20 protein-coding genes are annotated in these 25,133 nt (G+C 60.4%); 5 read left to right on the top strand and 15 right to left on the bottom strand.

The genetic code is table 11. The annotated features are described in order from the left end of the window. Positions 1-55 precede the first annotated feature (55 nt). The 5 genes from MJQ68_RS00260 (at position 56) to MJQ68_RS00240 (ending at position 6,112) form a co-directional block, all read left to right on the top strand. A complete protein-coding gene (locus MJQ68_RS00260) occupies positions 56-247 on the top strand; it encodes a CsbD family protein (protein ID WP_238748960.1) in 192 nt (63 codons plus the stop codon). A gap of 127 nt (positions 248-374) precedes the next feature. Beyond that, positions 375-1,229, top strand: a complete 855-nt coding sequence (locus tag MJQ68_RS00255) for a transketolase (RefSeq protein ID WP_238748959.1) — start codon at positions 375-377, stop codon at positions 1,227-1,229. Between the two features lie 146 nt (positions 1,230-1,375). After that, the gene (locus MJQ68_RS00250; protein ID WP_238748958.1) at positions 1,376-2,359 is read left to right on the top strand and encodes a transketolase family protein; all 984 of its coding nucleotides are present in this window, start codon (positions 1,376-1,378) and stop codon (positions 2,357-2,359) included. A gap of 55 nt (positions 2,360-2,414) precedes the next feature. After that, complete coding sequence (locus MJQ68_RS00245; protein WP_238748957.1) at positions 2,415-2,990, top strand: GNAT family N-acetyltransferase; 576 nt, start codon at positions 2,415-2,417, stop codon at positions 2,988-2,990. Positions 2,991-3,100: 110 nt separating this feature from the next. Then, positions 3,101-6,112 carry a PQQ-dependent sugar dehydrogenase gene (locus tag MJQ68_RS00240; protein ID WP_238748956.1) on the top strand — a complete coding sequence of 1,004 codons (3,012 nt, stop codon included), beginning with the start codon at positions 3,101-3,103 and terminating at the stop codon, positions 6,110-6,112. 2 nt (positions 6,113-6,114) lie between these two features. Here MJQ68_RS00240 and MJQ68_RS00235 read toward each other — a convergent pair whose 3' ends face one another. From MJQ68_RS00235 to MJQ68_RS00165, 15 genes are all read right to left on the bottom strand, one after another. Then, positions 6,115-7,134 (bottom strand): sugar kinase, encoded by a 1,020-nt coding sequence (locus MJQ68_RS00235; protein WP_238748955.1) that lies wholly within the window; start codon positions 7,132-7,134, stop codon positions 6,115-6,117. Between the two features lie 142 nt (positions 7,135-7,276). After that, positions 7,277-8,029, bottom strand: a complete 753-nt coding sequence (locus MJQ68_RS00230) for an SDR family NAD(P)-dependent oxidoreductase (protein WP_238748954.1) — start codon at positions 8,027-8,029, stop codon at positions 7,277-7,279. A gap of 6 nt (positions 8,030-8,035) precedes the next feature. Next, positions 8,036-9,343, bottom strand: coding sequence for an MFS transporter (locus MJQ68_RS00225; RefSeq protein ID WP_238748953.1), 1,308 nt, complete (start codon positions 9,341-9,343; stop codon positions 8,036-8,038). Beyond that, positions 9,340-9,696: a cupin domain-containing protein gene (locus MJQ68_RS00220; protein ID WP_238748952.1), complete on the bottom strand. Its 357-nt coding sequence runs from the start codon at positions 9,694-9,696 to the stop codon at positions 9,340-9,342. The genes MJQ68_RS00225 and MJQ68_RS00220 overlap by 4 nt, the downstream gene beginning before the upstream one ends. Continuing rightward, positions 9,683-11,881, bottom strand: a complete 2,199-nt coding sequence (locus MJQ68_RS00215; RefSeq protein WP_238748951.1) for a heparinase II/III domain-containing protein — start codon at positions 11,879-11,881, stop codon at positions 9,683-9,685. Before MJQ68_RS00215 ends, MJQ68_RS00220 begins: the two co-directional genes overlap by 14 nt. 3 nt (positions 11,882-11,884) lie before the next feature. Then, on the bottom strand, positions 11,885-14,191 hold the full coding sequence (locus MJQ68_RS00210) for a chondroitinase-B domain-containing protein (protein WP_238748950.1): 2,307 nt from the start codon (positions 14,189-14,191) through the stop codon (positions 11,885-11,887). A 52-nt stretch (positions 14,192-14,243) separates the two neighbouring features. Continuing rightward, entirely contained in the window at positions 14,244-15,749 is a 1,506-nt protein-coding gene (locus tag MJQ68_RS00205; protein WP_238748949.1) for a RagB/SusD family nutrient uptake outer membrane protein, read from the bottom strand. Between the two features lie 12 nt (positions 15,750-15,761). Beyond that, the gene (locus MJQ68_RS00200) at positions 15,762-18,803 is read right to left on the bottom strand and encodes a SusC/RagA family TonB-linked outer membrane protein (RefSeq protein WP_238748948.1); all 3,042 of its coding nucleotides are present in this window, start codon (positions 18,801-18,803) and stop codon (positions 15,762-15,764) included. Positions 18,804-18,983: 180 nt separating this feature from the next. Further along, positions 18,984-19,694: a FadR/GntR family transcriptional regulator gene (locus tag MJQ68_RS00195; RefSeq protein ID WP_238748947.1), complete on the bottom strand. Its 711-nt coding sequence runs from the start codon at positions 19,692-19,694 to the stop codon at positions 18,984-18,986. Positions 19,695-19,832: 138 nt separating this feature from the next. Further along, complete coding sequence (locus tag MJQ68_RS00190) at positions 19,833-20,999, bottom strand: prolipoprotein diacylglyceryl transferase (RefSeq protein WP_238748946.1); 1,167 nt, start codon at positions 20,997-20,999, stop codon at positions 19,833-19,835. A 20-nt stretch (positions 21,000-21,019) separates the two neighbouring features. Then, positions 21,020-22,201 carry a thioredoxin family protein gene (locus tag MJQ68_RS00185; RefSeq protein ID WP_238748945.1) on the bottom strand — a complete coding sequence of 394 codons (1,182 nt, stop codon included), beginning with the start codon at positions 22,199-22,201 and terminating at the stop codon, positions 21,020-21,022. Between the two features lie 93 nt (positions 22,202-22,294). Beyond that, a complete protein-coding gene (gene yidD, locus MJQ68_RS00180; RefSeq protein ID WP_238748944.1) occupies positions 22,295-22,516 on the bottom strand; it encodes a membrane protein insertion efficiency factor YidD in 222 nt (73 codons plus the stop codon). A gap of 50 nt (positions 22,517-22,566) precedes the next feature. Further along, a complete protein-coding gene (locus MJQ68_RS00175; RefSeq protein WP_238748943.1) occupies positions 22,567-22,992 on the bottom strand; it encodes a DUF2141 domain-containing protein in 426 nt (141 codons plus the stop codon). A gap of 94 nt (positions 22,993-23,086) precedes the next feature. Beyond that, complete coding sequence (locus MJQ68_RS00170) at positions 23,087-23,512, bottom strand: BrxA/BrxB family bacilliredoxin (protein ID WP_238748942.1); 426 nt, start codon at positions 23,510-23,512, stop codon at positions 23,087-23,089. 69 nt (positions 23,513-23,581) lie between these two features. Continuing rightward, positions 23,582-25,000: a TonB-dependent receptor gene (locus tag MJQ68_RS00165; RefSeq protein ID WP_238748941.1), complete on the bottom strand. Its 1,419-nt coding sequence runs from the start codon at positions 24,998-25,000 to the stop codon at positions 23,582-23,584. Positions 25,001-25,133 lie beyond the last annotated feature (133 nt).

Raw genomic sequence — 25,133 nt, 5'->3', positions numbered from 1 at the left:
GACGGAACACCCCGCGGTGAATCACGTTGCAACAGATTCACCAACCACCATTCCCATGAGTGCTACCCACGATAAGATCAAAGGCAACTGGACCGAAATGAAGGGCAAGGCCAAGCAGCAGTACGGCCACCTGACGGACGACGACGTAGCCTACACCCACGGCAAGGAAGACGAGCTGATGGGCCGGCTGCAGCAGAAGCTGGGCAAGACCAAGCAGGAGATCAAGGACTGGATCGACAGTCTATAGCCCCTGGGGCCCGCCTTTCCTGCACGCCCTGCCTGTCTGCGGCAAACAAATTGCACTACCTTGCTTTACCCTTTCGGGTGAGGCCGATACCGCCTTGTCCCATACCCACTAAAAATTTCCCCCTTACATGGCAGATATTCAGGAACTCAAGCGCACCGCCTCTCAGGTACGGCGCGACATCATTCGGGAGGTCTACGGATGCCAGAGCGGCCACCCCGGTGGAGCCCTCGGCAATACCGACCTCTTCGTCGCCCTCTACTTCGAGGTGATGAAGCACGACCCCAGCTTCAATATGGAAGCCCACGGCGAGGATGTATTCTTTCTCTCCAACGGCCACATTTCCCCCGTTTTCTACAGTGTGCTCGCGCGCTCGGGCTACTTCCCGGTCGAAGAGCTGAAGACCTTTCGCGCCATCGATAGCCGCCTGCAGGGTCACCCTACGACCCACGAAGGTCTGCCCGGCGTACGTATCGCCTCCGGTAGCCTCGGACAGGGCGTCAGCGTAGCCTGCGGTGTAGCCCTGCAGAAGCGCATGGACGGCGACGACCGCACCGTCTTCGTACTCACCGGCGACGGCGAGCAGCAGGAAGGACAGATCTGGGAGGCCGCCCTCTTTGCCCCCCACAACCAGCTGGAGAACCTGGTCCTGATCATCGACGATAACGGCCAGCAGATCGACGGCCCCACCAAAGAAGTACTGCAGCTCGGCAGCTTCGCGGACAAGTACGCGGCCTTCGGCTGGGACATTATGCACATGGACGGCAACAACATGGAGGAGACCGTCAGGGTGCTCAAGGAAGCTCAGGCCAAGCGCAACGGCAAGCCTACCTGTATCGTCATGAAGACCGAGATGGGTATGGGCGTAGACTTCATGGTCGGCACCCACCACTGGCACGGCAAGGCCCCCAACAAGGAACAGGCCGAAAACGCACTCTCCCAATTGGAGGAGACCCTCGGTGACTTCCCCATGGAAGGTATTTAGGTGATGAGACCACTGGGACGCTCGCTTGTCCAGGCAGTGTTGCACCCGCGGCCCCGCCCATACGTCACGTAGCGTGGGACCTGTTTCACCGATCCCAACGGCACCTCGCCTTCCCCCCTCCCTTCCCCACAAACAAAAAATAAACTATGCTATCCTTAGATAAACTACAATCCACCGGCAAGAAGGCCACCCGTGACGGCTTCGGTGCCGGACTCAAGGCTGCCGGTGACAAGCACGATAATGTCATCATGCTCACCGCCGACCTGCGCGGCTCCATGAAGTCGGAAGACTTCATCACCACCTACCCCGACCGCTTCATCCAGATGGGTATCTCCGAGGCCAATATGATGGGCGTAGCCGCCGGTCTGGCCACGGGCGGTAAGATCCCCCTGACCACCACCTTTGCCAACTTCAGCACCGGCCGGGTCTACGACCAGATCCGCCAGTCGATCGCCTACAGCGATAAGAATGTCAAGATCTGCGCCAGCCACGCCGGCCTCACCCTGGGCGAAGACGGTGCCACCCACCAGATCCTCGAAGACATCGGGATGATGCGCATGCTGCCCGGCATGACGGTCATCAACCCCTGCGACTACAACCAGACCAAAGCGGCCGTACAGGCCATCGTGGAGCACCACGGCCCGGTCTACCTGCGCTTCGGACGGCCGAGCTGGCCCATCTTCATCCCCGAGGGGACCAAGTTCGAGATCGGTAAGGCACTGCACCTGAGCGAGGGTAGCGACGTGAGCATATTCGCTACCGGCCACCTGGTCTGGTATGCCGTAGAGGCCGCCCGCCAGCTGGAAAAGGAAGGCATCAGCGTAGACCTGATCAACATCCACACCATCAAGCCCCTCGACGCCGAAGCCGTAGTAGCCAGTGCCAAGAAGACCGGCGCTGTGGTGACCTGCGAGGAGCACAACCGCTACGGCGGACTGGGCGGAGCCATCGCCGAAACCCTCAGCGCACAGCACCCCACCCCCCAGGAATTCATCGGTACCGACGATACCTTCGGGGAGTCCGGCGAAGCCGAGCAACTACTGGAGAAGTACGGCCTGGGCGTGAAGGACATCGTAGCCGCCGCCAAGCGCGTAGTGAAGCGAAAGCAGGGCAGTGCTGTAGTGGGGTAGTTCTGTAGTTTTGTAGTGCTGTAGATATGCCACCTACAGCACTACAGAACTACCAATGCCCATCAAGATCACCCTGGCCCGTAAGGACTATCAGCTCAAGCAGATCCTGGCTCTGCAGCAGGCCAATTTATTGGAGACCATCGACGCGGAGACCGCCGAGGCGCAGGGCTTCGTCACGGCCACCCACGACCTGCCGCTGCTGAAGCGTATGACCGCCTCGGCCGCCTCCGTAGTGGCCATGCAGGAACGCCGGGTGCTGGGCTACTGCCTGTCGATGACGCGGGAGTTCGGCGAGTCGGTGCCAGTACTTACGGCCCTGTTCGAACGGCAGGATGCGATCGTGCACCGGGGGGAGCTGCTCGGCACGTCGGGCTACCTGGTGATGGGACAGATCTGCGTAGCGGAGGAAGCCCGCGGACAGAAGCTGGCCGACCGGATGTATAAGTACCTGCGCGGCTGCTACCACCTCCGCTTCCCCTACTGCGTCACCGCCATCGATGCCCGCAATACCCGCTCGCAGCGCGTACATGAGCGGATCGGCTTCGAGGAGCTCGACCGGTTCACCGCGCCGGATGGCCGGAACTGGGTGCTGGTGATCTGGAACTGGCAGGATGGCATGGAGATGACGTAACGACTATAATAGTATACTAAGCACACATATCAGGCTGTAAAACAAGGCCGCTAATGGTCGATACGCTATATTAGCCCCCGAGCTGATACCCCGCACACCCTACCAAGCGTATGCGACGGACTTACTACCTATACCTTCTTCTATTCTTATTTGGCGGCTATTTTTCTTCCCTGACCGCCCAGGACAGCATCAACTACGAGACGGCCTTCCCCGCCCTATCCTTCCGGTTTCCGGTAGAGATACAGCACGCCGGCGATGGCTCCGACCGCCTGTTCGTCGTCGAGCAGGCCGGCACGATCCGGGTCTTTGCTAACCGGCAGGACGTCCAGTCCGCAGCGACCTTCCTCGATGTCACGGATGTCGTGAGCTTCTCCGCCGGTCAGGAGATCGGCCTGCTTGGCCTGGCCTTCCACCCGCAGTTCACCACCAACGGCTACTTCTATATCTACCATACGCGCAAGAGTAGCGTAGCGGACGTGAATGTGGAGTTGGTCCTGGCGAGGTACCAGGTAAGTGCGGACGATCCCAACCGGGCAGATCCATCCTCCCGGCTAGAGATCTTCAGCTTCGACAAGAACCAGCGCAACTCGAACCACAATGGGGGCAAGATCGCCTTCGGTCCCGATGGCTACCTCTACGCCTCCCTCGGGGATGGCGGTGGCGGCGGCGATCCCCAGCAAAACGCCCAGGACCTCGGCACCATATTCGGTAGCATCCTGCGGATCGATGTGGACGTAGACGGCAATAATCCACTGGAAACCAATCCAGCCACCCCCAATGGAAACTACGAGATCCCGTCCGACAACCCCCGCGTAGGGCAGTCCGGGCTGGACGAGCTCTACGCCTGGGGCATCCGCAACACCTGGAAGTTCTCCTTCGACGAGGCCACCGGACGGCTCTGGGGCGGCGACGTGGGCCAAGGCTCCTTCGAAGAGATCAACCTGATCGAAGCCGGCGGCAACTACGGCTGGAACCGCTTCGAGGCCAACAGCACCTTCAGTAGTTCCGCCACCCTGGCCACTAATCCAGACACCAAGCCGGTCTACGCCTACGACCACGACGACGGAGACGTATCCATCACCCTCGGCTACGTATACCGCGGCCCACTTCAGAATCCCGCCATCCAGGGCAAACTGATCTTCGGCGACTACGTCTCCGGACGCGTCTGGGCCCTCGACTACGCGGCCGGTAGCGGCACGGCGACCGCCCAGCTCCTCTTCCGCACCCGCGACGGAGAGCGGGTATCCAGTTTTGGACTCGATGAGGCCGGAGCACTGTACTTCAGCGGCTACGATCAGCAAACCCAATTGTTCCGCATCGTGGACGAAAACGACCCCGCCCCCACCGCCACGGCCGTAGATGGCATCGGTGACTGGCAGTCGCTAGGTGAAGGAGTCGCCGGGACCGTAGATGCGGTGGTAAGTAATGGAAGCAACATCTACGCCGCCGGAAGCTTCGAGACCGCCGGAGGAAGCAGTGCCGGCAACATCGCCGTATACAGCGATGCGGACGGCTGGCGCAGCCTCTCCACCGGCTCCAATGGCAGGATCAGCGCGCTGGCCCTCGGATCGGACGGCCGACTGTACGCCGGAGGAAACTTTACTACGATCGGCGGCACTACTGCGCAGCACATCGCGGTATGGGACGGTAGCTCATGGGCGGCGCTTGGAGCAGGCACGGACGGTGCGGTACTAGCCCTGGGGATCAGTCCCGAAGGGGAAGTGTTTGCAGGCGGCACCTTCGTCACCGCCGGGGGGATCACCGCAAATAACATCGCCAGGTGGGATGGAAACTGGTCGGCCCTCACCGACTCCGGCACCGGCGTACCCGGCACGAATAACGAAGTGCGTTCCATCGCCTTTGACGAGGAGAACACGGTCTACATCGGCGGCAACTTTGCCAGTGCGGGAGATAGACCAGCCAATCGTATCGCGACCTTCGACGGCAGCAACTGGGGTAGCCTGGGGAGCGGGACCAGCGGTTTCGTACAGGCGATTGCCGTCACCGGATCGTCCGTATACATCGGCGGCAACTTCGCTACGGCGGGCGAGCAGACCGTGAACCGTATCGCACGCTGGGACCGGACCACCGACCAGTGGCAAGCGATCGGACAGGGGGTGAGCGACAACGTGAATGCGCTGGTGCACGACGGTACTCACCTGTACGCCGGCGGTAATTTCGAGACCGCTACCCTTGCAGACGGCACACGCTACATCGTCAGGAACATCGCCCGGTGGAGCGCCGAGTTGGAGTGGGAAGCACTCGGCCCGGATAAGGACGTCGGTACCGATACCCGGGTCAACGCCATTAGTCTGCCGGAAACGGGTGGCTTAGTCGTGGGGGGTAGCTTCGAGGTAGCCGGCAGTACGACCGCCCCCGGTATTGCGCGCTGGACAATCGGTGATATTGTAGATGGCGCGGTCTACGAACTAGAGCCCCAGCACGACACCAAACTGCGACTACACGTACGCGGCTCACGTACACGCAACGGGACCGAGGTGGACGGTATCGCCCGCACCGGAAACAGCAATCAGCAGTGGACCTTCATCGAGGTAGACGCCGGAGTATACGAGCTTGCTCCCGTCCATGCACCCACTAAGCGATTGGATGTCCAGGGTGCGGATGAGGGTACCAATGCCTCCCTCATTATCTGGGACCGGCATGGCCGGGCCAACCAGCGCTGGAAAGTCCTCCCGGTCGGCGACGGTACATACCGCTTCTCCCCCGGACACGCCCCGGACAAGCGACTGGATATCGACTACCTCGGTGGAATGCGTAGGGGACTGAGCCGTACCCTGGACTCCGGGAATAGTCAGCGGTGGCGACTTATCCCCGTGCCGCAGGCTCAGGCAAGCGCGCCGGTAGTTCAGTCCGCTAGCGAGACCCAGCGTGCACCTGCCATCCAGCTCTACCCCAACCCCGTCACCGACCAGCTGACCGTGGAGAGTCCCTACGCACACCAACTCAGTCTGCACGACATCAGTGGGCGTACGGTGTACCAGCGGGACTATCCGGAGGGCATCCACCGGGTGAATGTGAATGACCTGTCACATGGGGTGTACATCGTCCGGTTGGTAGCCTCCGGGCAGCGGCCCGTCAGCAGACGCATCGTGGTAGAGTAGTGCTACCGCTGTACCCGTCCGCTTCCGTCGCCCTCCATCAGCGCGATCACCTCCTGCTCGGTGACGAGGTTTACATCACCGGGGATGGTGTGCTTGAGCGCCGAGGCGGCTACGGCAAAGCGGAGGGCGTAACTCGGCTCGTCCGGCCAGGTCAGCAGCCCGTGGATCAGTCCGCCCATAAAGCTGTCACCCCCGCCGACACGATCTACGATGTGGGTCAGGTGATAGGTGGGGCTAGAGTGGAGCTGGCCGCCGTCCCACAGCAGAGCCGTATAGGTGTTGTGACTGGCGGAGATGGAGCCGCGGAGCGTAGTGACGATCTCGGTGGCCTTTGGGAAGCGTGCGCGCAGGGCGCGGGCCAGTAGGGTGAAGTCCGTTTTATCCTCCACGGTAATGCCGAAGTAGCGCTCGGCCTCGTAGCTACCGCCCACGATCACGTCACAGAGCTCGACCAGGGCGGGCATCACCTCGGCGGGTGACTTGCCGTACTGCCAGAGCTTGCTACGGTGGTTGAGGTCTACGCTGATCCGTATACCGCGCTCGGCGGCGGCCGTGCAGGCTTCCAGGCATACGGCGGCGGCCGAGGCACTTACCGCCGGCGTGATACCCGACCAGTGGAACCAGGTGGCGCCGTCGAAAGCCCGGTCCCAGTCGATCTGTCCTGGCGCCACAGTGGCCAGGGAGCTGTCCTCCCGATCGTAGATCACCTTCGAGGGGCGCTGTACCGCGCCGGTCTCGAGGAAGTACAGTCCGAGGCGCTTGCCGCCCCGCACGATGTATGTCGTGTCGATGCCCGTGGCGCGCAGTGAGCGGATGGCGCATTCCCCCAGGTCGTTGTCCGGCAGTCGAGAGACGAAGCGGACGTCCTGCCCGTAGTTAGCCAGGGAAACGGCAACGTTGCTTTCTCCGCCGCCGTACTCGACTTCCATATTTCTGGCCTGGCGAAAGCGTTGGTGGCGCAGGGTGCTGAGGCGGAGCATGATCTCGCCGAAGGTGACGATACGGGTGGGAGGGGTGTTCATCGGGAGTGTGTATGGGAGTACGATCGAACGTGTCGTAGGTCTCGCTGCTGCAAGCTATACGATTCGCACAAATTAAAATGCCGGACGGTGTCACTGAGGGACCGTCCGGCATTAACGAGCAAGGCGTGTATATCCGGGTTCGCTAGGAGAAAGCCAGTCCTCCGTTGATGTCCACATTGGCACCCGTCACGAAGGAGGAGGCATCCGACAGTAATACAGCGACCAGATCGGCTACTTCTTTGGCACCACCCTGCCGGCGCAGGGGCGTCTTCCCGGCGACCATTTCGCGGACGTTATCGGGGGTGAAGGTATCGTGGAAGGTAGTGGCGATCATACCGGGGCAGACGCCGTTGACCCGGATGCCGTCCGGACCGAGCTCCTTGGCCATCGAGCGGGTGAAGGTCATCAGGGCACCCTTAGAGGTAGCGTAGGCGGATGCACCACCGCCGCCACCGTCCCGACCCGCTAGGGACGTGAGGTTTACGATCGCGCTACCGGAGGGCATGTGCGGTACTACGGCCTTGTGGGCCAGAAATACGGAGGTTAGGTTCAGGGTCATGAGCTTGTTCCAGAAGTCGAGATCCATCTCCGCTAGCTTCTTGCGGGCGACCAGGCCGCCGGCATTATTGACCAGGTAGTGGATCTCGTTACCGAAGGCCGTGCGGGTCTCCTGTACGAGCCGTTCGACATCTTCTTGCTTGGTCATATCTGCCCGTACGGCAAGGCCTTTACCGCCGGCCGCATTCACATCGCTGACGGTGTCCTTACCGTCCTGCTCACTGCTGAAGTAGTTGACGACGACGTTGGCACCTAGGGCGCCGAGTTTTACGCAAATAGCACGACCGATGTCGCGTGAGCCACCGGTTACGATGGCGGTTTTACCAGTTAAGTCCATGGTATATTAGTTTAGTAATTTAGGTTGTAGTGATTCGATTCTTGGGATCAGCAACCAGACGCTGGCAATGGCGATGCAGGCCAGGGCCGCCCCGATCACGAAGGCCGGTGTGTAGTTGCCCCCCGCCGTCAGCCACGGCACCAGCGAGGTCAGCCCCGCCACGGCCAGCTTGGCCGACATGCCCGATAGCCCCGCCAGGGTGCCCACCGTCTTGCCGCCGAACAGATCGCTCGGCAGGGTCTGTACGTTGCCGATCGCCGTCTGGAAGCCAAACAGGATGGTGGCCATCAGCAGCACCGCCGTCACCGGTGCCCCGGGATTGGCCATGGCCAGCAGCGCCGGCAGCATGATCAGACAGCCCAGCGTGATGACCAGCTTGCGCGTACTGTCTACGTCCCAGCCCGCCTTGAGGCGGTTCTGTGCCAGCAGGCCGCCGAACCAGGCCCCGAACATGGCCCCCACGTAGGGCACCCAGCCGTAGATACCGATGGTCTTGACGTCCATATTGTATACCTCCGACAGGTAGATCGGGATCCAGAACACGAACAGCCACCAGATGGGGTCGATCACGGCCGAGGCGATGATCACCCCCCAGCTCTCCTTGTGCGAAAGCATCGTCCGTAGGTCCGGGTTGTAGCCCTCGTCGAAGTTGCCGTCCGCGTCCAGGTCCTGGTTCTGCTGCCCAGTCAGGATGTACTCCCGCTCGGCCGCCGTGATCCAGGGGTGGGCCTTCGGGGGGGCCTTGACCAGCACCACCCAGGGGATGAGCCAGAGCAGTCCCGTGACCCCCACCAGGATGAAGATCACCTGCCAGCTGAAGTACACGGACAGAAAGGCGATGAGGGGGATCGAGATGATGCCCCCGATGGCCGCCCCGGAGTTGAAGATGCCCTGGGCCAGGGCCCGCTCCTTGGTCGGGAACCACTCGGCGTTACCCTTCGTGGCCCCGGGCCAGTTGCCGGCCTCGGCGATGCCCAGAATGGAGCGGAAGAAGGCGAAGCTGGCCACACCGCTGGCCACCGCGTGCAGGGCCGTGGCGATGGACCACACGCCGATGGACAGCACGAAGCCCAGCCGCGTACCGATCCAGTCGAAGATCTTGCCGAACAGCGCCTGGCCGAAGGCGTAGGAGAAGACGAATACCACGGAGATCAGGGCGTAGATCTCCTTGCGCTCATCCTCGGTCTTTTCGGGGTAGAGATCGACGGAGATCTCGGGCCAGAGCACGTTGAGTGACTGGCGATCGATGTAGTTGATGACGGTAGCCAGGGCGATCAGGCCCACGACCCACCAGCGGAGTCCGGAGAGCTTCATACCTGGGGGGGAGATGAGGGGAGGAAGTCCGCGCGGTGGGGACTGAACACGTCGATCAGTACCCCGGCCGCGGTGCATACGCAGCCGTGCATGACGTGGGGCGGGATGTAGTAGCTATCGCCCCCGCGGATGGTCCTGACCTCGTCGCCGATGGTCATTTCGAACACGCCGGACTCCACGTAGGTGACCTGGCTGTGGTGGTGCTCGTGCAGCTGCCCGACGGCTCCGGGCTGGAAGTCGACCTTGACCAGCATGATGTGATCGTCGTAGCCCATGACCTGGCGCTTGAGGCCCGGGCCTACCTGTTCCCACTCCAGCTCCTTGCCGAACAGAAATTCTTTACTCGCTTGCATCGTTAGTTTTTATCAGGTGATGGACGCCCTCCCAGCGGTAGGTCGTATCGTCCAGGATCAATTCGTGGATAGACTCCGGACTGGCATCGTGGTTAGAAAGTAGAAGCGTCCACTGTGCTCCGTCCCGGTGGGTGAAGCGCAGCGCGGTATAGTCGCTGTCGTCCTGTATCAGGTGTAGTCCGCTGATACTCCCGAAGGGCCGCTCGGCTACCTCCACCCGGGGGTCGTAGCTACCGTGTGCTTCGAGTACCGCAAGGAAAGTCGTAGATGCGGGCCCCTCCCGCCGCAGCAGGAAACCGGGATCGCGGCGCAGGTTGAAGTTCGGATCGTTGGCCCCTGGCCGGACGAACAGTAGCTCGTCGCCGGGCTGGGTGATCATGGTCTGGGTGTAGAAGCGCCCCCGTCCGAACCACTGCACGGTAGCCGTGCCCGCTTCCGGATAGCCCCTTGCCTCGGTCAGCAGGTGCTGGTAGCCATGGTCGGCACCCATTGCGGTCAGGGTATCGATGGTGGTGTAGTCGAAATCGGCCGCTAGCAGCTGCCCCTGGTACCAGGTGGGTAGCTCGTACACCCCCGCCGTATCGCCCGTCACCCGAAACAGATCGATCAGCAGGGGGTGGTCGAACAGGCTATCGGTCAGCAGCCACTGGCTGCGGTGCAGCCGCCGGCCGGGATACGCATCGGTAGCAACGGCACTGACTAGCTGAAGGCTGTCTCCGTCACCATCCCAGGCGTATAGGTCGGGGTGAAAGTTCTCCGCGATCCGGATGTCCCCCTGATAGTGGGAAGTCCGGTCGACCACCAGGGTGTTGTGGGCTACGGTCTGCTTGGCCCACGTCTGGTTTTCGGGCAGGTAGCGGCCCCCACCCTTCTGGTCGATGTTGACCCAGCGGGCCGCACCGTAGTCCTGTATCACTTCTCCCGTACCGTCGTAGAGCGAGTAGGATAGTTTATCGAAGTGGCCATGCCCCATACCCTGGGCGGAGTACTTCATCACCAGGCCCGTCCGTTCCTCCCCGTCCCCGTAGGCGCGCAGTATACCCACACCCCCCTCCTGCCCGTCCGGACCGTCGGTAAAGGCGACTGATCCGGGTCGGAAGGGCTGCGCCTTCCCGGCGGCGACGGCCGTGGCCACAGCCAGTCCGGCAGCATCCAGAGTCACGCTGCCCTGCTCGATGGCTAAAGAAAGCAGCGTCGGATCCTGACCGTAGAGGTAGTAGCCGTAGTCTACGGTCTTGACCACCTCCGGTGCGTACAGCGACATCCCCTTCTGGGAATCGTTCAGGGGGTAGAAGTCGCCGAGAGGATCAGCCTGTAGCAATAATGCATCGATCGCCTTGCCGAGGATACTGTCACGATAAGCTAAATTATTCAGCTCCGGCCGCTTATCGGCCAGCATCCGTCCGAAGAGCAGGAAGGGCGAGAGCGCGTAGCGCAGGTAGTAGGGCCCCTCGGTGAAGTAACCGTCCGGAGAAAAGGACAGATCCAGCTGCGCCAGGAAGCCCGCCCGCCCGGTCTCCGACATGATCTTGCCGCTGTCATCATCGCGTAGATCCTCCGGCAGTTCGGTTGCGGGGATACCGTACAGCGCGCGTTGTACCAGTTCTTCGTCATCCATCACCAACCCGATCATGCCCACCGCGGCGTTGCCCCAGGTACTATGATTGTGGATACGGTTGAAAAACTGTGGGTTTTCGAGAGAGAGAAAATCCGCCATGGGCCGGAAGAGCTCCGCGTTGATCCGGCTGCGGACGCTAGGCTCCAACCAGTCGTATACGTCGGCGTAGGCTTCGCTGACGTACACCAGCCAGTTAGCATCATTGAGGCACTGCCAAAACACCTTACCGGTAGCGTAGGAGCGAGCCGTCGGATGGGTCGGCCAGTCGCGGTATACCTCGGCGTAGGCGAGCAGTCCGTCGCGCACGATAGCGGCGTAAGTCGTATCACCAGTCAGGCGGTATATGGCACCTGCACCGGATAGGGTCTTCCAGTTTTGCTTGTGGACCTCGTGGGTGTATCCTCCCGCCATATCCACCGGGGTAGGCACCAGGAAGCCCCGCTCCATCGCACCATCTACTTGCACCTGCGTACGCGCCAGAGCCTCTGCGAAGAGGGGGGGATAGTCAGTCTGTGCAGAGAGCAAGGCGGCAGACAGGCAGCAGCAAAGAAGGAAGAGAAGGCGCAAAGCTTACTGGAGTTGGCTGCCGATCGCCCGACCGTCGGGCAGGGTAGTGATGGGTTCGGGGAGAAAAAGAAGGTTTTCGGTCGTGTAGGGCGCGCCGTTGTCGAGCAGCTCGGTACCCCCGGAGAAGACACAATCGGCCAGGGAGATCACCGGGTCGCCCACCACTAAATGCAGCCGTACGGGAGCCGAATCATCGAAGATGGAGTTCGTGATGGATACGCTCTGGGGACCGTACAGTCGGATCGCACTGTCACTGCGGTTGCGCCGGTCCATCCCCACCTCGTCGAAGGTGCAGCGGTCGATGGTCAGGAAGGGGCCGAAGGTGCTCTCGTCCGTACCCCCGCGGTACAGGTGCAGGGCGGCCTGACCGATCTGGTCGAAATCGCAGTTCTCGATCACTACGTTCTCGGCGTTGTAGATACCGATGTCGTCGTTTTCCTGATGGAGCGGTAGCACGCTGCCGCTCACGTTGTGAAAGGTCGAATTACGCAGCACGATGGAGTCTGCGAAGGTGTGCTTGGCTACCCGTACCACATCGAAACTGTGATTGACATCGAGCTCGGTAAAGTCGCAGTTTTCGATGATCAGCTTGTAGTTGTTGACCATGGAGTAGCGGCTGGTACGGATCACGCTGTTGAGTGGCTGGTCGAGGCACTCGCGGCCGTCAACCCGCACGCCCTGGAGGGTCAGCGCACCCCCGTTTTCTAAGTTTATGAAAGATGTCTTCCGGAATAGTAGCGTAGGTTTTTCCCCACCCGAAGCAGTAATGGTCAGCGGATGGCGTAGGTCGATAGCCTTAGTCTGTAAGTACTCACCGGCGCTCAGCGCGATGACGTCGCCGGCGGCAGACTGCGCGATAGCATCCGAGAGCGTGTTCTCGCCGGGGGTGATACGGATCGTTTTGCCGTTGCCAAACACCTGCCCCTCCTCCCGGATCGGGTACCAGTCCACGCCACAGTTCTCCGGGGTGCCGCGATCGGCCATGCGGGTGCGGATGCTATCGGCGGCCGGTAGGCCGGTGGGCAGCAACAGACCCTCGGCTCCGGCCAGCTCGATCGCGATGTTACGGAAGCCGGCTTCCTGCGGGGCGGTGAGCTGTTCGTCCAGCAGGTTATCGCGGAAGGTGATGCCACTGATGTCATCGTGGACGGTGAAGAGGTCACTGCGCTTGCGGTTCACGAAGACGTTGTCGGCGATCAGGCTACGTTCGGGTGCCGCGCTGCGCTCACCGTCACTACCCACCCCGAGTTCGATGTGGTCGCAGTCGATGAATACATTGCCGCGTGCCTCCGCGTCGGTGACCTGATGGTAGCGATTGATGGGCGAGTCGGGTACCCCGTTCATGATCGCCAGGGCGGCCCGGAAGCGGTGGCCGGTCACGCCGTAGAGGTAGTTGTTCGTCACCTGCTGACCGGCATTGATGATGCGGATGCCGCCGGTGTTCGGCTTGCCGTTGCCGAGCAGGAAGTTACCATCGACCACCGTGCCGTTGCCGTGGCGCATGGTCAGGGTACCCTGGCATTCGTGAAAGGTATTGCCACGAAATTCGTTGGCTCCCGACTTACTGGAAACGATCTCGACCTCCCCACTACAGCGGTCGAAGTAGTTGGATTCGACCAGCGTATTGGAGTTACTCAGGGAGTAGTGGCTGGTACCGATACGCAGGGTCTCCCCGCCGTTGGAGCCCAGCAGCGGCCGCTCGCCGAAGTAGTTGTGATCAATACGATGGAAATTCTCCCGACTCTCCTCGCTATCCAGCCGCACGGCCAGGGTCACCCCCTGATTGCGCTTACCGGTCAGGTAGTTGTGGTCGAAGCGGTTGTTGCGACCGTAAATACCCACCCAGTAGTCGCTCTCGAAGCGTTCGCTAGGGTTGTAGTTGTCGATCACGCACTCGGTCACGCGGCAGTTAGTACACAGCGAGTCTTTGGCGGTACGGAAGCTGATCACCTCACTGGTCGGGGTGTGGCCGTTGCGGAACACGAGACCCTCCACCACCAGGTGCTCACCCGATAGTCGCAGGTAAGACTCACCCTCCAGAAACACCTTCCCTTTTTCCTGGGCGACCAGCCGGATCGGCTTGCCTTCCGTACCCCGGCCCGTAAAGTCCAGGGCCAGGTCGGTGTAGGTGCCGTTAGCCAGTACGATCTCGTCGCCGGCTTTGGCGGTGGCGATCGCCTGCCGTAGCCCGTCCGACGTGTCGATCCGGGGCTCCGGAGACCCACAACCGAACCCGACGACCAAGCACATGAAGCCAACTAGCCAGGGGTGCGCGGTCGCGGGTGCAGTGAAGGTATCGAGGTCGATCAACTAGCGCATACGTTTAGTCAGAAAAGAAGGTGCAGTCAGGACCCGGATGGGTTTAGTAGCCGGGGTTCTGGGGCGCCAGGTTCGGATTCCGGGATAGCTCATCGGCCGGTAGGGGGAACAGGTAGTCCTGCGCCGCATCGAAATTCGGCTTAGCACCTTCCAGGCCATCGGCGGCAAACACCTCGTCGGCGAGGCGGCGGCGGGCGATGTCGTACCACCGCTTGACCTCAAAGGCCAGCTCCCACTTCCGATCTTCCAGCACCAGTTCGCGGAACGCATCCTGCGACAGGCCGGAGACATCCGCGGGGAAGGACGAACCGTTTCTCGCGCGTGCCCGAACCCGGTTCACGTAGCCTTCAGCTTCGGTGCTTCCGGGACTGATCTCATTGAGGGCTTCGGCGGCGATCAGCAGGACTTCCGCGTAGCGCATCATCATGTAGTTGTAGTTGGATCCCCGACCGTTTCCGGTAGCGGTGGCTCCGAACCGACGCGTGTACTTAGCAATGTGCGGGCGGTTGACGGCCCGGGTATTGAAGTTCATGAAGACTTCGTAGGTCTCCGTTACGCCATTGTATACAGCGGTAGTATCCAGACTGACGGATTTGCGGTAGTCCCGTCCGTCCCAGCTCCTGTATACATCCAGGGAGGGCACACCCACGGACCAGCCTCCTCCGTAGCCATACTGCTCGTCACCACGGATACCGGTCAGGGCAGCCTGGTAATCGCGTCCGTCGTCTCCGTCGCTCGCGCCGATAAAGTCCAGCGTGAAGAGGGGCTCGCGCGAGCTCTCGATCGCTACGGCATCGAACAGGTCCTGGAAATCATCTTCCAGCCCCAGGTTATAGGTGTCTTCGTTGTCTATCACTCCTTTCGCCTCATCGTAGGCCATCTGGTAGTTGCCCATGGTGAGGTGTACCAGCGACAGGTAGGCGTGCGCCGCCGACCTAGCGGGGATAGACCGCGACTCCTGGGTATCTGGCAGCCACTGCTTGGCAAACTCCAGATCGGCAATGATATTAGCGTAGACCTCGGCGGCGGGTGTCTTACTGACGGAGCTCGCCGCGGCCAGATCCGTAATCGGCGTATTGATGTACGGGATATCTCCAAACTGCCGTACCAAGTGGAAGTAAGCGAAGGCACGCGCGAAGTAGGCCTGCGCCGTGATCGCGTTCTTCACCTCGGCGGCTGCGTTGACCTGTTCGGCACCGGCGATCGCCTGGTTAGCGGCGGAGATGATCTGATAGACCCTCAGCCAGTACCCTTCGATCATTCCGTTATCGGCCGCAACGGTAAACTCGTCGTGGTCGATACGTCGGCGTGCGGTCGTCGGATCACCGATGGCTACCATGTCGCTGCGCAGCATGAGGGTCAGGGACATCTTACGACCCCAGAAGTCCTCGTGTACCATATGCCCGAAGGCGGCATTGGTGGCGGTCTGAATATCACTGGGCGTCTTGAAGAATCCGTCGGGTGCCAGGACCCCTACGGGTTCTTCCACCAGATCAGAGCAGCTGGCCAGTGCGAATCCTAAAAAGAGAAATACTACGTACTTTTTCATCTTATTGCTTATTTAGAATTTTACGCCGAGGCTAAAATTCAATGATCGAATGGTGGGATAATTTCCGAAGTCGAATCCGTTGGTGGTATTGCTCTCCGAGGCACCCTGGCCACCAGAGCCGAAGTAGCTTACCTCGGGGTCTAGGCCTGAGTAGTCCGTGAACGTCAGCAGGTTCTGTGCACTTACGGAGAGCCTGATATTACCTACGCGTAATCGTTCGGTGAAGTTTCCACCGAAGGTGTAGCCAAGCGCGAGGTTCTTCAACCGAATATAACTGCCATCCTCCACAAAGCGTGAAGAGATTTCCTTCCCCCGGAGGCGGGCGCGGGGCACATCGGTATTGGTATTAGACGGCGTCCAGGCGTTCAGTAGGGCGTTGGGTCCGTTAGAATCTCCGTTATACAACTGCACGGCCGTAAGATTCATGACGTCACCACCTACGGCACCCTGGAAGAAGATACTCAGGTCGAAGCCTCTGTAGGAGAAACTATTGGTCACCCCCATCGTGAAGTCTGGGTTAGGGTCACCGATGATGGTCTGATCATCCGTAGTGATGGTCCCGTCTCCGTTGACATCCACGAAGAGTTGATCCCCGGCTTCGGCTCCTTCGAAGGTAGCCAGGCCAGTGGGCAGATCGCCTCCCTGATAGATGCCTTGGTAGTCGAAGCCCCAGAAGACACCCACCGCCTCTCCCTCGCGCAGCACGTGCGTACGGGGTACGTTGAAGTAGCCGGGCGAGGCATCCTGGAAGATGTCGCTTCCGTCCAGCAGAGTCACGAATTCATTTCTATTCGTAGCCCAGTTAAAATCGGTGCTCCAGCGGAAATCACCCTTTGCGATGTTGCGGGAGTTCAGCGTGATCTCGAATCCACGGTTATTGATCTCGCCTACGTTTCTCAGGCTCGCCGCATTCAGGAAGCCCAGATACTGTGGTTGACTGGCATCCTGTATGATCAGGTCCTTGGTATCGATATTGTAGTAGTCCAGGGACAGCGATAGCCGGTTTTCGAACAGGCCGAAGTCCAGGCCAATATTGGTCTGGTAGGAGGTTTCCCACTTCAGGTCCGGATTGGCTACCTGATTTGGCGTCACGTTAGTGACCGTGCGCCCGTTGATGGGCGTGAAGACCGAGCCGAAGCTGGCCAGGGATTGGTAGGGCGAGATGGCCTGGTTGCCGGTGAGTCCGTAGCTAGCCCGAAGCTTCAGGCTGGATACGGTAGGATTGTCGCGCAGGAAGGCTTCATTGGAGATGCGCCAGGCGACGGCACCGGAGGGGAAGATGGCGTACTTCTCGTTGGCGGCGAAGTTGGACGCACCATCCCGTCTTACGGTAGCCGTGATCAGGAAGCGGTCGTCGAAATCATAATTTACCCGGCCGAACTGCGACTGGATCTCCGATTCCGATAGCGAGGAGCTAGGAATCAACTGGGTGGAGCCGGTCTGTAGCGCGCGGTAGGAGAACGAATTCGATGTAAAGCCCTGAGCGGCCGCCGAGAAGCGTTCGTTGGTATTCTTCTGATATGAATAGCCTGCCAGCAGGGTCAGGTCGCCCCGGCCTAGCTCCTGGTCGAAGGTCAGGTAGTTCTCACTCAGCAGGTTGGTGTTCCGCAGGTTATCGATGCTCGCCGTGCCGCCGGTACCACCTGCGGTGACTACCAGGGTGGACGGCCGGAATACACCGAGCGTCAGGTTTCGGGTACTGTAGCCAAAGGTTGTTTTGAAGTTCAGATTCTCCAGGATCTCGTAGCTGGCGTACAGGTTCGTACGGTAGCGGTCCACTTTGGTTTCGTTGATCGCCTCCCGGGCGATAGCCAGGGGGTTGTCTACGTTGTCGCCTACGGAATTGATCGTATTCACCCCGTTCTCGTCCTGGACACCCCGGTCGGGCGTGAAGCGGAAGAGCAGGGAGACCACATCGTCACCACCGCCGTTGGCGGTCTGACCGGTAGACTGGGTGGGTACACCGTCCTGCTTGCCCCGGCTGGCGAAGAAGTTGATCCCCAACTTCAGCTTATCGCTCACCTGTGCGTCTACATTCGATAGGAACGACAGGCGTTCGAAGGCCGAGTTGATGATTACACCCTCCTGGTCGAAGTAGGTGCCGGACGCATAGAAGTTGATGTTATCGCTGCCCCCCGAGAAGGAGACCTGGTGGTTCTGTGTATTGCCCGTGGTGTAGAGGAGATCCTGCCAGTCCGTATTCGCGGGGCCCTGCACGTAATTGGGGTTGATCGCCTGCTGGTATGACGCAAACTCATTGGCGTCCAGTAGCTCGAGCTCATTGGCCGTATTGGTAATGGAATAATTCGAGTTCAGCTCCACGGCGAGCTCGCCGCTCCTACCCTTTTTGGTCGTTACCAGAATTACGCCATTAGAGCCTCTGGAGCCGTAGATAGCGGCTGCCGAAGCATCCTTGAGGACCTCTACGGAGGCGATGTCGTTGGCCTGGGGGAAGGTCGCGCCGACGAAGCCGTCTACTACTACGAGCGGATTGCTACTGGCATTGATCGAGGTATTGCCCCGGATCTTTACGCTGATGGGTGCGCCGGGCTCTCCGCCGTTATTGGACTGCACCACCACACCGGCGGCACGTCCCTGCAGCGCCTGGGCCGCGTCCAGTACTGGAAAGGCGGTCAGTTCTTCGGATTTAATGGACGATACCGCTCCGGTGATGTCGCTCTTCTTGCGCGAGCCATATCCTACGACCACTACTTCGTCCAGTAGTTCAGAATCCGAGCTTAGTTGCACATCGATGGTGGTCTGCCCCGCTACATCGATGGTCTGGGGAGCCATACCCGTATAGGAAAACACCAGCCTATCGGTGGGCTCGGCGTCGATCTCGTAGCGGCCGTCGAGGTCGGTGACGGTACCGGAGGTCGTACCCTCCTTAATTACGGTCACACCGATGAGGGGCTCGCCGGTATCGGCGTCGGTGACTACACCGACGATAAGTTGAAAAGGTAGATGGGCCGCACCGGCGGAGGACGGTATGGCCAGTGTGATCGCTAACAACAGGACCAGTAGGGTCCGGGATAGAGCGGATAGATGATTCATTGTTTCATAATTTGCGTGAGGACAATAGCGTGGGATAGTAGGGTAAGAACAGACAAACCGGTGATGGGCAGCGGCGGGGCTACTCTAATTCAATCGGTTGCAATTTAACAATAAGTTTGGTGTGCTGGGAGAAATTACCTCGCCTGGCGTTGAGCATAATTTACAAGATCGTATGCTGACTTAGTTCTGTCCGTTCAGTGTTTTACTGAACTGAGCTACATCACTCAGGTGGCGCTGCATAGCTTTTTGTACGGCTACCGTATCCTGTTCGCGAATATATCGCAGTATTTCTACGTGTTCGTGGTGCGCTTTGAAGTCAGCCCGGTCACCGCAAATAGCATACTTCACATACTGACTGATAATATCTGGTGTAATGATCATCATCAGCGATTTCAGCACGCTGTTCTTACTGGCATCGGCGATAGCCAGGTGATACAGCAGGTCTTCCTCAACCGCGGAGCCTCCGCTTCGCGTCTTCTCCTCATATGCGCCCAGCGCCCGTTCGATCTCGATGAGGTCGTCCGTAGTGCGGCGCTCGGCAGCCAGCTTCACGCACTGCAGTTCCAGCATGATTCGGGTCTCGACCAGCGAGCCAAAGTCACGCTCCTCCAGTTGCAGGACGTCCGTGATCAAGCCCTCCAGCGCAGCGATACCCAGGCCGGCGACCACCGTACCACTCTGCGGTAGCGTGCGGAGGATACCGTAGAATTCTAGCTTGCGGATCGCATCGCGGACGTGGCTGCGGCTTACGCCCAGGCGCTCGGCCATCTTGCGCTCGGCCGGTAGCCGGTCACCCGGTGCCAACTGTCCCGAAGTGATCAGTGCCCGCACCTGTCGAATGATAATGTCGACTGGGTTCTCTACTTTAATGGCGCTGAAATTCTCTAACATTCTTACTGCTTTGCTGCGGGGCTTATTCACGCTGGCTCAATATACATATAGAATAATTGGTTAACCAAGTATTGGTCAACCAATTTTGCGTTTTCTTTCTGCGCGCTATTCCCTCTGCACCCGCGGCCCCGCCCCTGCCTACTGCTCGGCTGTCCATCGTTTCTGCCGTGAGGCGATCACCCCACCAGCGAGCCCCGCTACCATGAAGCCGATTGCGATGAGCTGTGCCTGGGTGAGACTCAGACCCAGTACATCATATTGGTCGTTGACCCGCACGTACTCGATGAAGAAGCGCTCCACTCCGTTGAGGAAGAGGTATACGCTGAAGAGTAGCCCGGGGTATACCGTGAGTCGCTTGCGCAGACCCCACAGTACGCCACCGATCGCAAAGGCCATGAGGGTCTCGTAGAAAGGCGTGGGATAGTGCAGCTCCGCGAGCCGACTGCAGTACTCAGCCGTACAGCCAGGAATCGGGACGCCCTTACCGAGCACGTTGTGGGGATAGTCGAAGCCGTACATCCAGTCGGGCAGCCACCAGCCCGCGGGGATGCCGTTCGGAATGGCCACGCCCCAGTCGCCATCGCCGCTGAGCTGACACCCGATCCGCCCCACTCCGTAGGCTACGATCAGGGCCGGCGCCACCGCGTCCATGACCGGCAGGGCGGCAATGCGGTGCTTGCGCAGGTAGAGGTAAACGGCTACGAAACCGCCGATGAGTCCGCCATAGATCGCTAGTCCGCCGCCGCTGAACAGCTCCTGTAGGGGGTTGGCCAGGAAGCGGTCCCAGTACTCGATCACGGCGAAGAGCTTGGCGCCCAGCAGTCCGCCGATGGCCGCCCGCATGGTGATGGGACCGATGCGCTGACTGGGGTACACGTCCACCGGTACCGGATTTACCACGGCATCCTGTTTACGCGCGATGTTGTAGTAGTAGCCGACGAGCAGTGCCGCGCCCAGCAGACCGGTCAGCAGGTAGCCCTCCGTAGACAGGAGCACCCCACCCGGATCGCGCTGCCAGGCCGCGAAGTTGACCACTGCGTAGGGGAGCTTGTAGCCCAGCACGAAGCCCAGGATACCGTTAGTGATATAGTCCGCCGTAGTGACCGTATAGCCCGGCACCTGTAGCGTTTTGGTGGGGGTGAGTTGTCCGATCCGTTCCCGACGTTGCAGCTCCCACTTCAGTAGCCGCGCGGCGACCAGAAAGGCCAGCAGCAGGAAGAGCCCGAAGGTCTTGACGATGCTGAAGGCGTTGTCGCGGGCGGTCCCGATCAGGGCGTGCAGGAGGTAAGACAGGTCGGGATACATGCCACAAAACTACACCCTGCCTACTTGGTCGCTGCGCGCAGCTCGTCGACCAGCGCCTGTACGGCGCGGCGGTAGTTGGCGGGTCCGTTGGTCAGTCCGGCCAGCGACCGCTCGGCAGCTTCGAGGGCCTGCTCGTTGCGCATGCGCTCCTGCAGGTAGCGGGCCAGCTGGTAGTAGTCGCGCCAGCCCTCCTCGGGGGATAGCTCGGCGGCAGCGGAAAGCGCCTCGGCCGCCAGGTCGGTAGCCTCCTTGTATTCCTTGAAGGAGGAGCCTTTGATCTCCGTGAAGGCCCCACGCAGGCGCCCGGCATCTCCGGCAGCGCCATGCTTGAGGTAGCTCTTGCTAGCTTTCACGAAGTCTTTATAGTCATTACCACGTAGCGCGAGCGCAAACTCACCTTCTGACTCCAGGCGCTTAGCCTCCTCCCTATTTATCAGCGCCAGCTTCTCCACCGCGGTAGCCAGCAGGTCCTCACTGCGATATTCAAGCCCCTTATCGAAGGTATTGCGCACGGCCCGCTGCAGCTGAGCATCTACGGCTTCCCCACCCTCCAGTGCAGCTACTGCCTCCCGGTGTTCCAGCAGCAGGTCAAACAGTCGGCTATCCGCTTCCGTGGCGGAAAGTAAGAGTAGGCGGAGGGTCGCAGGTGCGGTGAAATCTACCTCCGGCCGGCGCAGGTAGTCATTGGCCACCCGCAGGTGAGCTTCTTCGGCGCGGAGCAGCGCACGCACGTAAGCGTAGGCGGTCTCAGCGGTGTTATCGGCTTCGTAGTCGGCCCGCAATTCGTCCAGGTCCTTCTCGGTACGGGCCAGGGCACTGGCGGCATCCCGCAGAAGCTGCTTGGTCTGCCGGGCCCCGATCAGGCGGTGCACCACCTCATTTTCCGCATTGATGAATAGCAGGGTCGGATAGGCGGAGGCGGAGTGCCACTGCCGAAACTCCTCGGACTCACTCTTCTCCATATCGTACTTCACGCTGATGAAATTGGCATTGAAGTACTCCCCCACTTCCTGGTCCGGAAACACGCGGGCAGACATCATCTTGCACGGTCCGCACCACTCGGCGTAGGCATCTACGAAAATGAGCTTGTCTTCCGCGGCGGCCTGCTCCAGCGCCTCGGCCCAGCTCCCCTCGAAGAATTGAATACCCTGGGCGGAGAGGGTGGCGGTAGTGAGTAGAAGGAGTAAGATGAATTTTAGCATGCTTTCGTTGCTTTTTTAAAAGACCACGTATGACGACAAGTAAGGCCGAAAGAATCTGTGCCCTAATCCGTGTGTAATCTGCGTAATCCGTGGTTAATCCTTACGGGGAACAGGATCAGGTCCAAACCCACCCCAGGGATGACAGCGCCCGATCCGTTTTAGTGCCAGCCAGCTACCTTTCAGGGGCCCCCACTCCTCGATGGCCTCTACGGCGTAGTGCGAGCAGGTGGGGTCGTAGCGACAGCGCGGGGCCAGCACCGGTGAGATAGCGGCTTGGTAAAAACGAATCGGCAGAATGAACAGCTTGCGGAGCATAAATCCTTAACGGTCAGGGCAAAGTGATGGTTGATGTAGGTCAGTAGGGCTCAGTATTCACTCCAGCGGCGCATCTCGATGCGGAAATGATCGCTGTCGTCTAGGTCGGTGGCTACTTCGGTAAAGGAAGGCGAGCGCCACTTGCTGGGGGGCAGCTTGGCGAAGCCGTAGGGCTCGGTGGGTACGCCCAGGAAGTTGCGGTCCAGCTCGCCATTGCCGTTCATATCCTGGAAGGCGGCGATGACGTAGCGGCCCCGCTCGGGTACCCGTAGCGCGAGCTCGGTACGGTCGGCGGCGGCGTCCAGAGAAGCGCTGGCGTTGGCGATAAAGTCTTCGTTCTGGAAGCCGGCCTGGCTGGCGTAGGCCGCTACGTAGACCTTACCGCCCGCGGTGGAGCTCACTACCTCGACGCTGATGCGCTGGGGAGCGGCGGAGGCCAATCCAATTAAGGCGATAAGGCTGATCAGGTGGTACACGGCAGACGAATTTGTGGGGCCAGTCGCAGGTATAACCACGAACGCCCCGTGAAGGTGTATTCACGGGGCGTTAAGGGAATCTCAAATCCCGTACCTACTCGGCGGGTACGCAGTACTTATCGAAGGCCATCTTCAGGTTCTGGGCGATCACTTCGGCCGGGCGCCCCTCGATGTGGTGGCGCTCCAGGAAGTGGACCAGCTTACCGTCGTGAAACAGTGCGATACTGGGGCTGCTGGGAGGGTACGGCAGCAGGTGCTCGCGGGCCTGGGCCGTAGCAGCTTTGTCTACGCCGGCGAATACGGTGTACAGACGGTCCGGACGGTTCTCGTTGCGCACGGCCATCTTGGCACCGGGGCGGGCCATAGCGGCGGCGCAGCCGCAGACGGAGTTGACCACGAGCAGGGCGGTGCCTTCGGTCTGCCCCAGGGCGGCGTCTACTTCTTCGGGGGTGGTGAGTGCTTCGAAGCCAAAACCAGTGAGGTCTTTGGCCATCGGCACGGTGAATTCGGCGGGGTACATAGCTTTTAGTTTGCGGTTATTACCTGGGCTAATTACACCCGAGCACCCGCTTTAGTTGGACCGGCGGGCTCAATACTCGAACTCCAGCTTCTCGGCCGGGTAGCCGAACAGACAGTCCTGCTTCACCAGCTTAGCCACCCGCTCGGGCACCATGCTTTCCCAGCCGTCCTCGCCGTCCCGGATCAGGTTGAGCACCTCCCGCGAGTAGATGTGCAGGTTCTCCGCCTTGTACTCCTCGATGTCCACGATCTGCCCGCTATCCAACAGGTGACGGTACAGGAACTTGACCCCCTCCGGGATCGGTACGTTCTCGGCCGTCATCAGGTCGGCACTCCCCTCCTGCTGGGCGGGGTATACGTACAGCTTGACGTTGCGGGTAAAGATCTCCCCGAAGGCCGCCAGCAGGCGGCCGTCCTGATTGGCGTAGTACTTGTCGCTGATCAGCTGCAGCAGGTCGTTGACGCCCACCACGATTCCCAGTGGTGACACCTTATACAGCGAGAGGTACTCGATCAGGTCGCCGTAGCGGTGGTAGTTGCTGATGATGACCGTCTGCCCCAGCGCATTGAGCAGGGTGGCCCGGTGCAGGTAGTCGCGTTCGTTGAGCTCACTATTGCCCTGTAGGTTATCCAGCGTAAGCTCCGTGAGCAGGAAGCTCTTCGAGGGATCGATGTGCTCCTCGGAGCGAAACTGCTTGTAGCCCGCCTCCAGCATATCGGCGTTGACCAGGGTAGTGGGGCGGAAACTGCCCCGCACCACCATCACGGCCTTACGGTACAGGAACTCGCTGGGGTGGATGCTGCGGCCGCGGGGGTCGAACATGGTGATGTCCGTCAGCGCATGCTTCACCATCCAGAGGCTCAGCAGGCGGTTGTCGACCGAGAAGTCCGGACCGCTCAGCACCATCATATCGATGGCGATACGGCCCTTGAGTCCGTCGAGCAGTGATTCCACCAGTTCCTCCGGCTTGCTGTGCAGGTGGTAGGCCCCGTAGATCATATTCACCCCCAGTATCCCGATAGCCTGCTGCTGCAGTTGGTTGTCGTTGTCCAGCATGCGGGCGTGTAGGAGCAGGTCGTTGCCCCCCCCGTTCGGCGTGAGCTGAAAGCGCAGTCCCAGCCAGCCATTACCGCGTATCGTACGGGTGTAGTTGACCGCCGCCACCGTATCGGCAAACACGAAGAAGTTGGTATCGGGCCGGTCGTGCCGCAGCCGGTCCACCATCAGTTCGTATTCGTGGTCGATCATCTTGTGGATACGGCTCTCACAGACGTAGCGCCCGCTGGGCTCCGTGCCGTAGATCTGGTCGGAGTACACCTTGTCGTAGGCGCTCATCGTCTTGGCGATCGTACCGGCCGCCGCGCCGACCTGAAAAAAGTGGCGGGCAACCTCCTGTCCGGCACCGATCTCGGCAAAGGTGCCGTAGATACGGGGATCGAGGTTGATCTCCAGGGCTTTCTGTTCGGTTTCTAGTAGCTGACGGGGCATGGGGGCGGGTGGTTTGTCGCTTCCAATGTACGATAGCTCGCTGTTGCTCGTGGGGTTAAACACAGATTACGCAGATTCAGGGCACGGATTATGCACAGATCATACACTCCCCAAATACCCACGAATCCGTGTT

Origin of the sequence: Neolewinella maritima (assembly GCF_923081025.1) — a bacterium.
GTDB lineage: Bacteria > Bacteroidota > Bacteroidia > Chitinophagales > Saprospiraceae > Neolewinella > Neolewinella maritima.
Note: the sequence above shows the minus strand (reverse complement) of the source record. Positions and strands in the feature narration are given on the sequence as shown.

Bases quoted from the DNA above. Each gene is read 5' to 3' on its own strand.
- MJQ68_RS00205 (WP_238748949.1), bottom strand. From the start codon at position 15,749: ATGAAAAAGTACGTAGTATTTCTCTTTTTAGGATTCGCACTGGCCAGC.
- MJQ68_RS00230 (WP_238748954.1), bottom strand. From the start codon at position 8,029: ATGGACTTAACTGGTAAAACCGCCATCGTAACCGGTGGCTCACGCGAC.
- MJQ68_RS00240 (WP_238748956.1), top strand. From the start codon at position 3,101: ATGCGACGGACTTACTACCTATACCTTCTTCTATTCTTATTTGGCGGC.
- MJQ68_RS00235 (WP_238748955.1), bottom strand. From the start codon at position 7,134: ATGAACACCCCTCCCACCCGTATCGTCACCTTCGGCGAGATCATGCTC.
- MJQ68_RS00250 (WP_238748958.1), top strand. From the start codon at position 1,376: ATGCTATCCTTAGATAAACTACAATCCACCGGCAAGAAGGCCACCCGT.
- MJQ68_RS00260 (WP_238748960.1), top strand. From the start codon at position 56: ATGAGTGCTACCCACGATAAGATCAAAGGCAACTGGACCGAAATGAAG.
- MJQ68_RS00165 (WP_238748941.1), bottom strand. From the start codon at position 25,000: ATGCCCCGTCAGCTACTAGAAACCGAACAGAAAGCCCTGGAGATCAAC.
- MJQ68_RS00255 (WP_238748959.1), top strand. From the start codon at position 375: ATGGCAGATATTCAGGAACTCAAGCGCACCGCCTCTCAGGTACGGCGC.
- MJQ68_RS00245 (WP_238748957.1), top strand. From the start codon at position 2,415: ATGCCCATCAAGATCACCCTGGCCCGTAAGGACTATCAGCTCAAGCAG.
- MJQ68_RS00225 (WP_238748953.1), bottom strand. From the start codon at position 9,343: ATGAAGCTCTCCGGACTCCGCTGGTGGGTCGTGGGCCTGATCGCCCTG.
- MJQ68_RS00200 (WP_238748948.1), bottom strand. From the start codon at position 18,803: ATGAATCATCTATCCGCTCTATCCCGGACCCTACTGGTCCTGTTGTTA.
- MJQ68_RS00190 (WP_238748946.1), bottom strand. From the start codon at position 20,999: ATGTATCCCGACCTGTCTTACCTCCTGCACGCCCTGATCGGGACCGCC.
- yidD (WP_238748944.1), bottom strand. From the start codon at position 22,516: ATGCTCCGCAAGCTGTTCATTCTGCCGATTCGTTTTTACCAAGCCGCT.
- MJQ68_RS00220 (WP_238748952.1), bottom strand. From the start codon at position 9,696: ATGCAAGCGAGTAAAGAATTTCTGTTCGGCAAGGAGCTGGAGTGGGAA.
- MJQ68_RS00195 (WP_238748947.1), bottom strand. From the start codon at position 19,694: ATGTTAGAGAATTTCAGCGCCATTAAAGTAGAGAACCCAGTCGACATT.
- MJQ68_RS00185 (WP_238748945.1), bottom strand. From the start codon at position 22,201: ATGCTAAAATTCATCTTACTCCTTCTACTCACTACCGCCACCCTCTCC.
- MJQ68_RS00170 (WP_238748942.1), bottom strand. From the start codon at position 23,512: ATGTACCCCGCCGAATTCACCGTGCCGATGGCCAAAGACCTCACTGGT.